Origin of the sequence: Corynebacterium sp. MSK150, from assembly GCF_030229215.1 — a bacterium.
Classification (GTDB): domain Bacteria; phylum Actinomycetota; class Actinomycetes; order Mycobacteriales; family Mycobacteriaceae; genus Corynebacterium.
Window position 1 is genome coordinate 142,690 of sequence record NZ_JASPHM010000001.1, and the last position, 14,393, is coordinate 157,082.

General features: G+C 57.5%; 11 protein-coding genes and 3 pseudogenes. 10 read left to right on the forward strand and 4 right to left on the reverse strand.

Annotated features, from left to right (window positions below):
• Positions 1-10: 10 nt before the first annotated feature.
• From hisF to QP941_RS00715, 7 genes are all read left to right on the forward strand, one after another.
• A complete protein-coding gene (gene hisF / locus QP941_RS00685; protein ID WP_284867655.1) occupies positions 11-781 on the forward strand; it encodes an imidazole glycerol phosphate synthase subunit HisF in 771 nt (256 codons plus the stop codon).
• Positions 778-1,140, forward strand: coding sequence for a phosphoribosyl-AMP cyclohydrolase (gene hisI / locus QP941_RS00690; protein ID WP_150851219.1), 363 nt, complete (start codon positions 778-780; stop codon positions 1,138-1,140). The genes hisF and hisI overlap by 4 nt, the downstream gene beginning before the upstream one ends.
• Complete coding sequence (locus tag QP941_RS00695; RefSeq protein ID WP_284765800.1) at positions 1,137-1,775, forward strand: TIGR02234 family membrane protein; 639 nt, start codon at positions 1,137-1,139, stop codon at positions 1,773-1,775. Before hisI ends, QP941_RS00695 begins: the two co-directional genes overlap by 4 nt.
• A gap of 84 nt (positions 1,776-1,859) precedes the next feature.
• Complete coding sequence (locus QP941_RS00700) at positions 1,860-2,702, forward strand: indole-3-glycerol phosphate synthase TrpC (protein ID WP_284765801.1); 843 nt, start codon at positions 1,860-1,862, stop codon at positions 2,700-2,702.
• A gap of 33 nt (positions 2,703-2,735) precedes the next feature.
• Complete coding sequence (gene lgt, locus QP941_RS00705; protein WP_284765802.1) at positions 2,736-3,689, forward strand: prolipoprotein diacylglyceryl transferase; 954 nt, start codon at positions 2,736-2,738, stop codon at positions 3,687-3,689.
• A 158-nt stretch (positions 3,690-3,847) separates the two neighbouring features.
• A complete protein-coding gene (gene pyk, locus QP941_RS00710; protein ID WP_269953210.1) occupies positions 3,848-5,263 on the forward strand; it encodes a pyruvate kinase in 1,416 nt (471 codons plus the stop codon).
• A gap of 295 nt (positions 5,264-5,558) precedes the next feature.
• Positions 5,559-6,449, forward strand: coding sequence for a cation diffusion facilitator family transporter (locus QP941_RS00715; RefSeq protein WP_225746763.1), 891 nt, complete (start codon positions 5,559-5,561; stop codon positions 6,447-6,449).
• 30 nt (positions 6,450-6,479) lie between these two features.
• On the opposite strand, the pseudogene QP941_RS00720 reads toward QP941_RS00715, so the two are convergent.
• Positions 6,480-7,207: pseudogene (locus QP941_RS00720) on the reverse strand (IS1634 family transposase); the annotation flags it as partial.
• Between the two features lie 36 nt (positions 7,208-7,243).
• Positions 7,244-8,589 (reverse strand): annotated as a pseudogene (locus tag QP941_RS00725) (IS256 family transposase).
• A gap of 132 nt (positions 8,590-8,721) precedes the next feature.
• Here QP941_RS00725 and QP941_RS00730 point away from each other — a divergent pair.
• A complete protein-coding gene (locus QP941_RS00730) occupies positions 8,722-8,922 on the forward strand; it encodes a hypothetical protein (RefSeq protein WP_239234729.1) in 201 nt (66 codons plus the stop codon).
• Positions 8,923-8,958: 36 nt separating this feature from the next.
• Positions 8,959-9,750 carry an alkaline phosphatase gene (locus QP941_RS00735; protein ID WP_284867657.1) on the forward strand — a complete coding sequence of 264 codons (792 nt, stop codon included), beginning with the start codon at positions 8,959-8,961 and terminating at the stop codon, positions 9,748-9,750.
• A gap of 72 nt (positions 9,751-9,822) precedes the next feature.
• Here the strand turns inward: QP941_RS00735 and QP941_RS00740 are convergent, their stop codons facing one another.
• Both QP941_RS00740 and QP941_RS00745 read right to left on the reverse strand, forming a co-directional pair.
• Positions 9,823-12,213, reverse strand: coding sequence for a glycogen/starch/alpha-glucan phosphorylase (locus QP941_RS00740; RefSeq protein ID WP_284867658.1), 2,391 nt, complete (start codon positions 12,211-12,213; stop codon positions 9,823-9,825).
• 221 nt (positions 12,214-12,434) lie between these two features.
• Positions 12,435-13,642 (reverse strand): annotated as a pseudogene (locus tag QP941_RS00745) (IS110 family RNA-guided transposase).
• A gap of 6 nt (positions 13,643-13,648) precedes the next feature.
• Here QP941_RS00745 and QP941_RS00750 point away from each other — a divergent pair.
• Positions 13,649-14,140, forward strand: a complete 492-nt coding sequence (locus QP941_RS00750; protein ID WP_250408703.1) for a substrate-binding domain-containing protein — start codon at positions 13,649-13,651, stop codon at positions 14,138-14,140.
• Positions 14,141-14,393: the final 253 nt, after the last annotated feature.

A 14,393-nucleotide genomic window follows, 5' to 3' on the forward strand; every position in this document is an offset into this window, starting at 1 on the left:
GGCGGCCGCCATGGCTGTAGCCGTACGCGTGATCCCCTGCCTAGACGTGGACCAAGGCCGCGTGGTCAAGGGCATTAACTTTGACAACCTGCGCGATGCCGGCGACCCAGTGGAGCTGGCCGCGCGTTATGACCACCTAGGAGCCGATGAACTTACCTTCTTGGATGTCTCTGCTTCTACACAAGGGCGCTCCACCATGCTCGAGGTCGTGCGCCGCACTGCAGACCAGGTATTTATTCCATTGACGGTGGGCGGCGGAGTTCGCAGCGTTGATGACGTCCGAGAATTATTGCGCGCCGGGGCGGATAAGGTCTCAGTAAACACCGCGGCCATTAAGAATCCGGAACTGCTGCGCGACATGGCTGAGATTTTCGGAGCCCAATGCATCGTGCTGTCTGTTGATGCCCGCCGGTGCCGCGAAGAGTATGCGCCATCCGGCTTTGAGGTCACGACGCACGGTGGTACGGAATCGGCAGGGACCGACGCCACCGAATGGGCACGCCGCGGCGAAGAACTGGGCGTAGGGGAGATCCTCCTCAACTCGATGGATGGCGATGGCACAAAGGAAGGATTTGACCTTGAATTGCTGCGCGCCGTGCGCGCAGCGGTGACCATTCCCGTTATCGCCTCTGGCGGCGCGGGAAACGCCGCAGATTTTCCACCGGCCGTCGCTGCCGGCGCCGATGCCGTCTTGGCAGCAAGCATTTTTCACTTCGGTGAGGTAGAAATCAGCGACGTGAAATACGCCCTTGATGCTGCGGGCTACGAGGTGCGCCGATGAGTACCCCGGGCAACTATGAACTTAACGGGGACATCGCCAAGCAGCTCAAGCGCAATGACCAAGGCTTGGTGCCGGCCATTGCCCAAGCTGAGTCTGGTGAGGTGCTGATGATGGCTTGGATGGATGACCACGCTTTGGCCCATACTCTCGCTACCCGCAAGGCAACGTATTTTTCGCGCTCGCGCAATGAATATTGGGTCAAGGGAGAAACTTCTGGAAATACCCAAGAGGTGCTGGGCGTTCGCCTTGACTGCGATGGAGATACTATTCTGCTGACCGTGCGGCAGCGCGGCGGCGCCTGCCATACCGGTGACCGCACGTGCTTTGACGCCACCGATCTCCTAGGAGGGCAACCGTGAAGGCTAGACGCCTTGGACCACTACTTATCGCTGTAGGAGCCATCGTAGTGTGGCTGTCCTCCCGTGCTACGTGGGTGGTAGCCGCCAGCGAGGACGACAAGGCCGGCTCCGCAGCCAATGACATCATCGGCTCGGCCTGGTCGCTGGAGATCATGGCCCTGACCCTAGTTCTCGTAGCCGGTGCCGTCGCGGGGATGGCGCTGCGGCGCGTCGGTAGGCGAGTGGTGGGCGTAGTGTGCGCCCTCGCGGCCGCGGTCGTTGCATGGACCCCGGTGAGCCTGCTGACTGCGGGCGCGGACGCCGAGCGCGCGCAGAAAATCCTGCAGGGGGCCTCGGCCAATGAAAACGCCGTTGACTCTGCCCAGATCTCTGACTGGGCCACAGTCGTGTCCACCGAGGTGCATTCCCTGGGGCCAATTCTGGCCCTAATAGGTGCGGCAACAGCCCTCTTCGGTGCAGTCATGCTTGCACGCAGTCCGGGCGTAGATAAGGCGAAGGCATCTAGCAAATACGAAACCCCAGCGGCACGGCAGGCAAAGTTGGAGGAGGATTTGGAAACCTCTTCCGACTCTGGACGCGTGATGTGGGACGCACTTGATAGTGATATCGATCCCACCGATATGGACAAAAAATAGCCCCGTTTCCTGTGTAATTTCCGGAACGGCATGCTAGCGGGTTAACCTAAGTGTGATTTTAATCGCCCGTGGAGGGAGGTGCTGATGCCTACGCCCATTGCCGTTGACCACCTTGTTGCAGGAGTCTTGGAGGACGTTGCTGCGCGGGAAGCCCGTGTGTCCTTTAAAGAGGTAAAGGCGCGCTCGCGGGACATGGAACCTCCCCGGGATGCCCGCGCCGCGTTGCTACGCACAGGCTGCTCGGTCATCACGGAGCTCAAGCGCGCCGTACCCTACGGCGGTGAAATCGCTCATGTTGGCTCTGCGGAACAGATGGCGGAATGGGCCCGCACCTTTGAACACTGCGGCGTACATCTCATGGCATGCCAGACTGATTTCCGCCGCTTCCACGGTTCTTTAGAAGACATGGCAGCTGCCCGTGCTGCGATTGATATTCCCATGATGTCGCGCGATCTCATCGTGGACCCCTATCAAATTCATGAAGCCAGGTGCTTTGGGGCCGATGCTATTCCGCTGCAGGTAGAGCTCTTAGAGCAAGCTCGCCTGGAGGCGCTTTTAGACCGCGTGGAATCGCTCGGTATGACCGCCATTGTCGAGGTACGCAACTGCGCCGAGGTCGACCGCGCAATCAAAGCAGGAAGTAGCGTCATCGCCATCAATGCGTGGTCGTTGGCTTCGGATGCCATTAACCGCGAGGCGTTTAACGATATCGCCCCAGGCCTGCCAGAATCCATCCTGCGCATCGCAGTAGGCGGGGTAAACAACGCGCGCAACCTGTTTCACTATGCTTCACGCGGCGCCGATGCAGTGTTGGTGGGCGAATCAGTCATGGCTGCCCAGGATCCAACGGCGCTGGCGCGCTCTTTGGTGGCTGCCGGGCAGCATCCAGCGTGCCCCGCGCGCAAGATAGATCAAGGCCCCAACTAGCTGGTGGGGTGGGGGATAAGGCACACTGGCTACGTGCACACAGAAATTCTTGCAAATATTCCGTCTCCGCCGCAGGGCGTGTGGCAGTTGGGACCCATTCCCATTCGTGCCTATGCCCTGTGCATCATCGTAGGAATTATCGTCGCCCTGCGAATGACGTTACGCCGCTACACCGCACGCGGCGGTAACCCAGACACCGTATGGGATGCCGCCATCGTGGTCATCCCAGCCGGCATCATTGGCGGGCGGCTCTACCACGTCATTACCGATAACCAGAAGTACTTCTGCGATAGCTGTAATCCCGCTGACGCGCTGAAGATTACCAATGGCGGCCTGGGCATTTGGGGGGCCGTAGCCTTGGGCGCACTAGCTTTGTGGGTGCTTTTCAAAGTGAAGAAGGTGCCGCTCGGCCCCTTTGCTGACGCGGTGGCACCCGGCCTCGTCCTCGCACAGGCGATTGGACGCCTAGGTAACTGGTTTAACCAAGAGCTCTATGGGCGCCCGACCGACGTTCCGTGGGCCTTAGATATTTACTACCGCGTCAATGAAAATGGTGGCTATGCTCCCGTTTCCGGACACTCCACGGGTGAGGTTATGACCTCGGTACACCCGACTTTCCTGTATGAACTCGTGTGGAATGTCCTGGTTTGCCTTTTCCTCTTGTGGGCTCATAAGGCCTGGAAGCTGGGGCACGGGCGCGTCTTTGCCCTCTATGTCATGGGCTATACATTGGGGCGCTTCTTTATTGAAGGGATGCGTTCCGATGAAGCAACCCATATCTTTGGGGTGCGTGTAAATATCATCGTCTCCCTTGTGATTTTTATCATCGCCGCGATTGTCTTCTTTGTGCTTGATAGGCACCGGCAGGGTCCAGAGTCCCCCGAAGAGGTGGATCCTAAATATTGGGCGGAGCGCCGGGATGCTGATGAGCATAGTGATGAGCACCCGGTATCTGATGGACAGCAACCGGGTTCTTTATCGACGTAAACACCGCCCAAATATGTCCGGTTGGTTTTGCTTGGGTGGGAAACGGTGCATTTTGGGGTGCCCGTTCGGAAAATGAAACCGAGAAATTGTGGCCCCAATCCTTTCGAAGGAGTAGGTTGGGGAGTGTTCAGTTTCCCCGACGGAATAGGCCAATAATGCTGGATAGAAGAACGAAGATTGTTTGTACTCTCGGCCCTGCCGTTGCTAGCGAGGATGGCATCTTGCGCCTCGTACAGGATGGCATGGACGTTGCCCGCCTGAATATGTCTCACGGCGAGCATGCAGACCATGAGGCGAATTACAACTGGGTGCGCCAGGCTACCGATAAGACCGGCCGCGCCGTAGGTATCTTGGCGGACCTCCAGGGCCCCAAGATTCGCCTTGGCCGCTTTATCAACGGCGAGGAGCAATGGGATAACGGCCAGATCGTCCGCATTACCGTGGACGATATCGAAGGCACCCATGACCGCGTCTCCACCACCTACAAGGGCCTGGCCAAGGACGCCAAGCCAGGTGACCGCCTGCTGATCGACGACGGCAAGGTTGCCGTTGTCTGCAAGGAAGTCGACGGCAACGACGTCGTCTGTGAGGTCACCGAAGGTGGCCCGGTTTCCAATAACAAGGGCGTTTCCCTCCCTGGTATGGATATCTCCGTGCCGGCTTTGTCGGAAAAGGATATCGCTGATCTGCGCTTCGCTTTGAAGCTCGGCGTTGACCTCGTGGCATTGTCCTTCGTCCGCTCTCCAGCAGATGTAGATAAAGTCCACGAGATTATGGACGAAGAGGGCCGCCGCGTTCCGGTCATCGCCAAGCTGGAAAAGCCTGAGGCAGTAGACGCGCTCGAGTCTATTGTGCTGGCATTCGATGCCATCATGATTGCCCGTGGCGACCTCGGTGTTGAGGTGCCGCTGGAGCGCGTGCCGCTGTTCCAGAAGCGCGCTATCCAGATTGCTCGCGAGAACGCTAAGCCGGTCATCGTGGCTACCCAGATGCTGGATTCCATGATTTCCAACCTGCGCCCGACCCGTGCAGAGGCTTCCGACGTGGCCAACGCCGTTCTCGATGGCGCCGACGCCGTCATGCTCTCTGGTGAGACTTCAGTGGGCATTGACCCGCAGAATGTGGTGCGCACCATGTCCAAGATCGTGGCTAATGCTGAAGATGGTGGCAAGGTTCCACCGCTGTCCCACGTTCCGCGCACCAAGCGTGGTGTGGTGTCCTATTCCGCCCGCGATATTGCCGAGCGCCTCAATGCAAAGGCCATCGTAGCCTTTACTACCTCCGGTGATACCGCTAAGCGAGTGGCACGCCTGCACTCCCACCTGCCACTGTTGGCATTTACTCCGGACCCAGCGGTTCGTTCCCAGCTGGCTCTCACGTGGGGTGCTGAGACCTTCTTGAGCCCGCACGTTAAGTCCACCGATGACATGATGGAAGCCATCGATGACGCATTGCTGGAGATGGACAGGTACGAGGAAGGCGACATGATTGTCGTCATTGCTGGTACCCCTCCAGGAATTGCTGGTAACACCAACATGATCCAGTGCCACCTGTTGGGTGAGACCAAGAAGTAATTTCTTTTGGCGCAAGCGCCGCGACCCATCCTTTAACACGTTCCACGGGTCGCGGCGCTTTTCTATATGCATTTATACAAATGTAGATTTATATTTACCTTGCGTACACGCAGCGGTAGCTTTCCTGACATGCGGCTGCAGTACTTTTTGGTTGTGCTTGTTTCAGCTTCTCTACAGATTCGAAGGACAACTGCACAATGACCTAAGTCAGGCCGATTTGGTCTCAGTGGCTGCGCCCACCGCCATCCGTTTTCATTTAATTGTCAATAAGCGTCGACGGGGGTAGGCTGAGTGCATGGCACACGAGCACCACGACCACGATCACTCCAGCATGCCGCTGCGCGCACTCTTGATTGCGCTAGGAATTACCGGCACCGTCTTCTTCGCGGAGTTGATCGGCGGCTGGTTGGCGGGTTCGATGGCGCTGATGGCGGATGCGATGCACATGCTTTCCGACGCTGCGGGGTTGATCATCGCGGTGTTAGCGGTGTTGGTTGGGCGCCGACAAGCATCGGCTCAGGCCACGTACGGCTACCGACGAGTGGAGGTGCTTGCTGCACTGGCGAACGCAGTGATGGTGCTGGCGATCTCGGTGTGGATTGTCGTCGAGGCGGTGCGCCGCCTGCAGAGCCCGGCCGAAGTGCAGGGAAAAACGATGCTGATCATCGCGGTGATCGGCCTGGTGGCGAATGCGCTATCGGCGTGGGTTCTGCACCGGCACCGCAAATCCTCGATCAACGTGGAGGGCGCGTTCTTGCACGTGTTAGTGGATATGCTCGGCTCGGTCGCAGTAATCGTGGCCGGCATCGTGGTACTGACCACGGGGTTTGTGGCGGCGGACGTGATCGCCTCCCTAGCGATCGCGGCGATGGTGCTGCCGCGCGCCTGGCAGCTCATGCGGCTTTCGGCGAGCGTGCTGCTCGAGCAAGTCCCGGCGGACTTCGACGCCAGTGCGATCGAGCCCGCGCTGCGGCAGGTCGAGGGCGTTGCTGACATCCACGACCTGCACCTGTGGAGCCTGGACGGCGTGAACGTGCTCACGACCGTGCATATCGTGCGCGACGGCACCGTCGGCACCGGCCCGCTGTTGGATGCCGCTCAGCAGGCCCTGCGCGAACACGGTATCGAGCACTCCACCATCCAGATTGAGCACCCAGAGCACGAATCCCACGAGACGGTGTGCTGATTCCCTTCTAACCTGACTTAGGCCAATTTTGTGCGGAAGTTCGCGGCCGGTGATTACTTGGATGGTGGCAGTGAGGTCGGGCGGGAATGGTACCGCGGCGTGAATGGTTTCGCCGCCAACGACGAGTTGAAAGCTGCGGTATTTCTTGAGTGTTCTCACGAGGCGTTTGATGAAGTGACCACTGCGGGTCTCCATCAGGTGGGTCACGGCTAGTGCTGCCATCACAATATTGAGATGTGCTGTGATCGAGTTTTGTTTCCTCGCATAGATTGGGCGTGCTTTCAGGTCTGATTTCGACATCTGATACGACATTTTCAATGTGGAATAGCCTGCGGTAATGCCCGATAACCTCCTGGGCGGGAAGAGCGGTCAGGTCGGTTTCATAGCCTTTAATTCCGGCTAGGACTCGGTGTTTGGCAGCAAGAGCGTAGTTGACCTTCTTGTTCGGGGTGGAAAGATCGAAATAGCGGTTGCGCTTAATGGCGATTTCGCCGTCAACAGCGCGTTTGGCTTTTGTGACTTGCGCTTTGATTCCGCGCAGGCCGTGTCTGGCTCGATCATAGGAGTACTGGAAGTGGGTCACCGTATTCGGGGTTGTGTGTTTGCGCGCATCGCTTGCCGAGGCTTGTGTCCAGATCCGGCCGTGGGCGTAGGCTTCACCAGGGATTTCCCGCCGCCAGGTTTCAATCACCTCAGGCACGGTGGGGTTTCACCGACAAAATGTAGTGCAGACCTGCATCTATCAATGCTTGCTTGTTCGGAGGGTGTCAAGTTGTTTGTGTGTGGGGCTAGGTTTATAGGTATTTGTCGAAGCTGTCGGGGTAGGCCACGGCCATTTGGTTAATGGCTTGTTTCCAGCCGGAAACTCGGGTCCCTTCCATGAGTCTGCCGGTTGTCGCTGAGACTCGTTTGCCCTGCTTCGCTCTCTTGGCAGCTCGTCTGTCTTCGATATTGCAGATCATCAACCATAGCGTCTTGAGCGCTGATTCATTGTTAGTGAACTGCACCCTGTTGCGGGTAGCTTTCCGCAGTTCATTGTTGAATGATTCAATCGAATTCTTCGTGTAAATGACCTTGCTGGCTGCTGGTGGGAACTGGAGAAACAGTACGAAACGCGCCCATGCATCTCGCCAGACTTTGACTGAGCGTGGATACTTTTCTGCCAATTCAGAGGCTTCAAATTCGTCTAAGGCAGCCTTAGCTGTGGACTCGTCCGTGGCGGTGTAAATCTTTTTCAACGCGGCCGATACGCCCCGGCGATCCCTGTAGGCTACCCATCGGTTAGCGGCACGAATCAGGTGCACGATACAGGTTTGCACCATAGAGTTCGGCCAGGTTGCCTTTACTTCTTCCGGCAAGCCTTTGAACCCGTTACAGCAAACGATAAAGACGTCTTTAACCCCACGGTTAGAAAGATTGACGCATACTTGCGCCCAGGATGAAGCGCTTTCTTCTTTGGCAATCCACGATTCCAAAAAGTGCTTGATACCGTCGAGAGCCACGCCGATTGCCATGTACGCGGACTTATTGACCACTAGGCCGCCATCGCGGATTTTAATGCGCAGCGCGTCCAGGAAAATGACCGGGTAGAACTCGTCTAGCTGGCGGTTTTGCCAGACCATGACCTCATCCGAGACGGCATCAGTAACCGCAGAAATCGTCTCATGGGAAATATCAACACGCATCGCCGTTGCCATATGATGCTGGATGTCCCTAATTGTCATCCCACCGGCGTACAAGCTAACGGTCATGTCATCGACATCGGTCAATCTCCTCGAGCCTTTAGGGACCATAGTCAGCAAGAATGTGCCAGCCCTATCCCTCGGCACATCAACGGTAACTGGCCCGTAGTTAGAATCCACAGTCTTTGGATACGACCCGTTGCGGTGATTGTCTGTTCTAGCTGCAGCTTTAGCGCTCCTGTCGCCAGACTCGTAGCCCAGGTGGGCATCCATTTCAGCGTTGAGTCCCCCCTGGTAATCGAGGCTTGCAACATGCCGCGAACCAGGTCGTTGGCATCCGTTGTAGACGTGCCTAGGTCATCAATCAGCTTCGCGATGTCAGGGTTAGCAAGAAGCTTCTTTTCAATCGCATCAATCTTGGCCTTATCAGCCGGATCTCGTCTCGCCACAGTAGTCATTCTGGTCCATCTCCTCATGCAGGTTAGGTACCCACACACAAACCATCAGACACTCTCTATTCCGAAGCCACTCCGGCGGCGTGGGCCGCGCACAACAAGGACCGCGATAAGCTGCAGGACATTAGCCGTGAGATGCTCGGCAGCGCCCTCGACTTGGTCATGGCCGCTGGCCACCCGTTCTACGATAATGACCACCAGAAGGTCGATACTCCCGACTATAGCTTCATGTACGAGGACGACTACGCCAAGCTTTCCGGAGGCGAGACCGACTGGAATTACTTCGAGTCCAACGATGACTTCAAGAAGATGGCGCAAGGTGACGTCAAGCCGTAGCAGAAGTATTGGGGTATCGCGCAGGTAGGTTCCACGTTGCAGAACTCCCGCTCGGGCGAGGCAAAGGCTCCATACTCGGACGAGCTTAACGACGTCGTCGATCTCCCCACCATGACGACTGGCGCCCTCAATGCGCTGGGACAGGACGAGGATGGCTTTTCCATCATGATTGAGGGCGGTGCCATCGACTGGGCCGGACACGGCAATAACCCGGTGCGCGACATCGAAGAGACCCAGGACTTCAACAAGTCGGTTGACGCCGCCATCAAGTGGGTAGAGGAGAACTCTTCGGGGGAGGAGACCCTCCTGGTTGTTACCGCGGACCACGAGACCGGCTATCTCTCCGGTGCGAACGAGACACCGACTGAGGATAACCCTGATGCGGAAGACCGCTTTAACGCCATGGAAGGCGAAAAGGGCAAGGTCGCTCGGCACGGTTGGTACTCCGGGCAGCACACCAACCAATTGGTGCCATTCTTCTTCAAGGGTGCAGGCTCTGAGGACATCATGGCTAATACCTCCGGTACGGATTCGGTGCGCGGCGATTTCATCGATAACACCTTGGTGGCCAACTTGGTCTTTGATGAGTGGTGGAATGGTGACGCCGGCTCTGCCGACGAGCCAGAGCAGCCGGGAAGTACTACTAATCCGGCGGATGATGCAGGAAAGAAGGGCAGCAGCAAGGGCTTTGCCGCAGGTCTAGCTACAGGCCTAGGAATCTTGGGCGCTGTCGTTGGCGGACTCGGTTTCCTAGCCACGCAGATGGGTGTGCTCAATATTGACCTAAAGCCCATCTATGAGCAGCTAAAGCGCGTCGGCCTGCGCTAAACAAACGGAAGTAGGCCTAACGCCACGTTAAAGTCCTGCCCTCAGCTGCAGAAGCGGAGGGCAGGACTTTTCTTAGCTCTGGGAAATCGGAGTTGGTTGGATCTTCCAGACCTCGTTGGCATAGTCCGCGATGGTCCGGTCGGAAGAAAAGCGGCCAGAGTAGCAAATATTGAGCCACGCCTTCTTGGCCCAGGCAAGTTGGTCTGCCTCGTATTCGGCAGCCATGCGGTCACGGGTTTCGCGGTAGTCGGCGAAGTCACCTAGGACGTAGTACTGGTCTTGGGCGTGCTCCCCGAAGCCGTCGAGAAGCGAGGCGCGCAGATCGCCGAAGATACCGGCATTGTCTGCGCCCAGGGTGCCGTCGACAAGCGCATCCAGTACGCGGGCCAAGCCTGGCACGCTCTGGTAAAGCTCGCCCGGGTTGTACTCGGCGCGCAGCTGCGGCAACTCCTCATTGCGGGCGCCGAAGATATAAGCGTTGTCCTCGCCAACCGCCTCGACGATTTCTACGTTTGCTCCATCCATGGTGCCTAAGGTCAGCGCGCCATTCATCATGAACTTCATATTGGACGTGCCGGAAGCTTCTTTGCCAGCCACGGAAATCTGCTCGGAGATATCAGCGGCCGGGATGATGTGCTCGGCGGGGGAGACGTTGTAATTTTCCACGAAGACGACGCGGATGATGTCCTTGGTGGCCGGGTCGTTATTGACCAGGTCTGCGATGGTGTTGATGAGCTTGATAATCGCCTTGGCGCGGTCGTAGCCCGGCGCGGCCTTGGCACCAAAGATGAAAGTGCGCTTCGGCACGGTTTCGCCCTCGTCCTTGATGCGGAAGTAGAGGTCGAGGACGTAGAGGGCATTCATCAGCTGGCGTTTGTACTCGTGCAGGCGCTTAATCTGCACGTCAAAGATGGAATCAGGGTCGATTTCGGCGCCTTGGTGGTCGTTTACCCATTGCGCAAAGTCGCGCTTATTGGCCTGCTTGATGGCGATCAGCTCTCGTAGCAGGTCAGTATCGTCGGCCTTATCGGCGAGTTTGGCCAGCTGGGTGAGGTCAGTAACCCACGCATCGGAACCAGCCTGCTGGGTGAGCAGTTCTGCCAGGCGGGGGTTGCACATCTTCAGCCAGCGGCGCGGGGTGACGCCGTTGGTCTTATTGTTGAATTTTTCTGGCCAGAGCTCATGCCATTCGGACAGCGTATCGGCCTTGATGATCTCGGTATGCAGGGCGGCGACACCGTTAATGGAGTAGGCGGCGTAGCAGGCGATCCAGGCCATGTGAACCTGTCCGTTGGATACCGGCGCCATGTAGTCAATGCGGTCCTGATCCAGGCCGCGGTGGGCCATATCTTCGCGGAAGCGGCGGTCGATTTCTTCTACCAACTGCCAGATGCGCCAGAACAGCTTTTGGAAGATGGACACTTCCCAGCTCTCCAGGGCCTCTGCGAGCACGGTGTGGTTGGTGTAGGCGAAGGTCTCGGTGACGATCTTCCACGCCGCATCCCAGCTCAGTCCATGGTCATCGAGCAAAATGCGCAGGAGCTCTGGGATGGCGAGCACTGGGTGGGTGTCATTGAGCTGGATGGAGTTGTACTGCGCAAAACCGGTGAGGTCCTCGCCGTGCTGGGCAATGTAGTTATCCACCATGGTCTGCAGGGATGCGGAGACAAAGAAGTATTGCTGGCGAACGCGCAGCACCTTGCCCTCGTAAGTAGTGTCATTGGGGTAGAGCACGCGGCAGATATCCATGACGCGCTCGCGATCGACAATGGCCTCCGTAAAGCGCTGGGAATTGAAGGCATCGTAATCGAATTCATCGATGGGCTCGGACTTCCACAGGCGTAGCGTGCCTACGTTATCGGTTCCGTAGCCGGTGATAGGCATGTCATAGGGAATGGCGCGCACGTCCATGTCATCAAAGTGGACGCGGCGCTGTTCGGAGGCGCGCCGGATGATGAAGTCATAGCCGTTTTCCATCCACGCATCAGGCTGTTCCTTCTGGAAGCCATTCTCAAAGGACTGGCGGAAAAGGCCGTAACGGTAAAGCAGGCCATAACCGGTGACGGGGTAGTCCTGGGTGACAGCGGAATCGAGGAAGCAAGCGGCAAGACGGCCGAGGCCACCGTTGCCGAGCGCGGCATCGTGCTCAGCTTCGAGGACATCGCTCAGCTCGTGGTCGGCAGCGGTGGCCGCTGCCTTGGCATCGTCGACCAAGCCCAGGTTGGTGAGGTTATTGAGCAGCGCGCGGCCCTGCAGGAACTCCGCAGAGAAGTAATGCTGCTGGCGGGTCGCGGCATAGGCGGAACGGGTGCGCTCCCAGTTATCGGCAATCTGCTCCATGACGGCGCCGGATAGGCCCGACCAGAACTTGCGGTAGGAAGCGCTGTGCGGGCTCACACCGGAGGCCGCACGAACATGGGAGGGAACGGTGGATTCGAAAACAGAGTGCCGTGGCTGGCTCATGTGAAACCTTAAGTTAGTGGGAAGTCACGAAACGTCTGCCAGCTTAATAGGATTGGCGCAGCCTTGCAGGGGGGTGTTCCTATATAGGTTGTCAACTTCATGGGTGAGGTTGTTGGGGGTGTGGAGGGCTTCTGCTTCACTTCGGCGATGTTGTTTTCGGGCCCGTTGAGGAGCCGATTGGGCTTGCTGCTCAATCGGCTTGAGGAGCGGTTCTGGTGGTTTTAGGCTGCTGTGGCCTCCTGCGCTGTGGGGATGTCTCGGTAGAGCTCGCCGCTGCGCATCATGGCGAAGAGAACGTTGAAGCGTCGGCGTGCGAGTGCGACGACTGCGGCGTTGTGTCTTTTGCCTTCTTTGCGTTTTCGTTCATAGAATTGCCGGGAACGCTCGTGGAATCTGATCGATGCAAAAGACGATTGCCATAGGGCGTTCTTTAGTTTTTGTTGCCAGCCCGGTTGGGCGAATTCGACATAATGGACGTTCCCGACTGATTCGTCCGCGGTGATAGGCCTGCATAGGACGCTAGGTGCGCTGCATCGGGGAAGTCGGACATATCGCCAACAGTCATGAGGATCTGCGCAGCACTACGCGGGCCGATGCCGGGCATCGATAAAAGAATCTCGGTTTGAGGAATGTCCTTAATGAGCTTGAGTACCTGCGCTTCGATTTGCTTGCGATGCTCTAGTTTGGCTAGCGCGTCTTTGGCGGACATTGCTACGCCTAGTTCGGCGTATTCTGCGCCGGCAATGGACACGGTCTGGGCGTGGATGGCGGCAAGCATGGCATCGATGACAGGCTCAGGATTGCGCGCTTTGTGGCTGCGTGCAAAGGCTGCCAGGCGTGTTCTGCCGATGCGTCGAATCTTGGTGGGGCCACCGTATTTTGCACGTAGGTGGAGGATCCACTTTCGGTGAATCATTTGTCCGCGCAGGACATGTTCGAAGGCAGGATAGGTTCCTACGAGCGCGGATCGCATCTGGTTAATCAGGCGTGTGTAGGCCCGGGCGAGGTCTTCGTCGATACCGTTGAGAACTTTCAACTGGATAAAGACTTCCTCAACGCGGTCGACACTGCGCAGGGCGTCCGGAAGGTTAAGACCGGCATGGGCGATGACGTAGGCGTCGCGTACATCGGTCTTGGAGTTGCCGACGTGGATGCGAGAGAGCTGTCGCATCGCAAGCCCCGGTAGATAGCGAACGTCTGCCCCCATGTCTTGGGCGACCGCGACGGTCAACCGGCCGATGTTATTGGGTTGATCGACAATGACAAGGACCGAGGCATTGTCGGCGAGGAATTGGCCGAAGAGCTTGCGTAGCGCGCCTTCATGCTGGTCGATACGTTTGGACAGGACTTGTCTGCCTTGGGGATCGAGGACGCAGGCGTGGTGGAAGTATCTGCCGACGTCCACGCCAATGACGAAGTCATAGGCCATGGGTGTATGCCTCCTAGCGATGATGAGGATCAGAAGCGTTTCGCTGACGTGAAGGAAAAATTGCCGAACCTCGCGGGTAAAATCGGCATTGTTTCTCAATTCGCCCAGGGATCCTTTGGTGCCGTTGCAGACCCTGAGGATCCGGGTGCATCCTTCATCTACGATTTGGGCATGAAGTTCCCGGATAAGCTGACTGACGGTACGGTTCCAGTTGATAAAGGCCGCGTCACGCTTTCTCCGGAAAACGTATCCTACCTGGCCGCTGATTTTATGGTTATTTATAACCGCACCGGCTCAATCGAAGAAGTTGAAAATACTCCGGGATACAAAGATTTGCCGCAGGTGAATTCCGGTGCGACTCTCGCTGGTGACGAGGCGGTCGTCGCTGGACTCAACAACCCGACGAGCCTGAGCCGAGCTTGGGTGCTGGACAAGACAATGCCGACGCTGGAAAAGTTGGAAAGTAGTCAAGGTCCGCACGGCTCCGATACTTGCTAGATAGGGCCCGCTCCTTTGCAGCAGGTTGTCATGAACGCCTTCCGATTTATCGGAAGGCGTTCTCTTCAATGGACTGCATCAAAGGTAGTGGTGCGTCCGTTCTTGCCTTTCCGGCACGGAAAACCAGCGTCAGTCTTTCCGCATCTTCGCTCACCGGCGCAGCACGATGACTGCACTAAAAGGTGCGTAGGTGGGCCGGAAAATGCTTAGGGCTGGGAGAGGCGTGCACAGTATCGGCAAAACTTAATAAGAA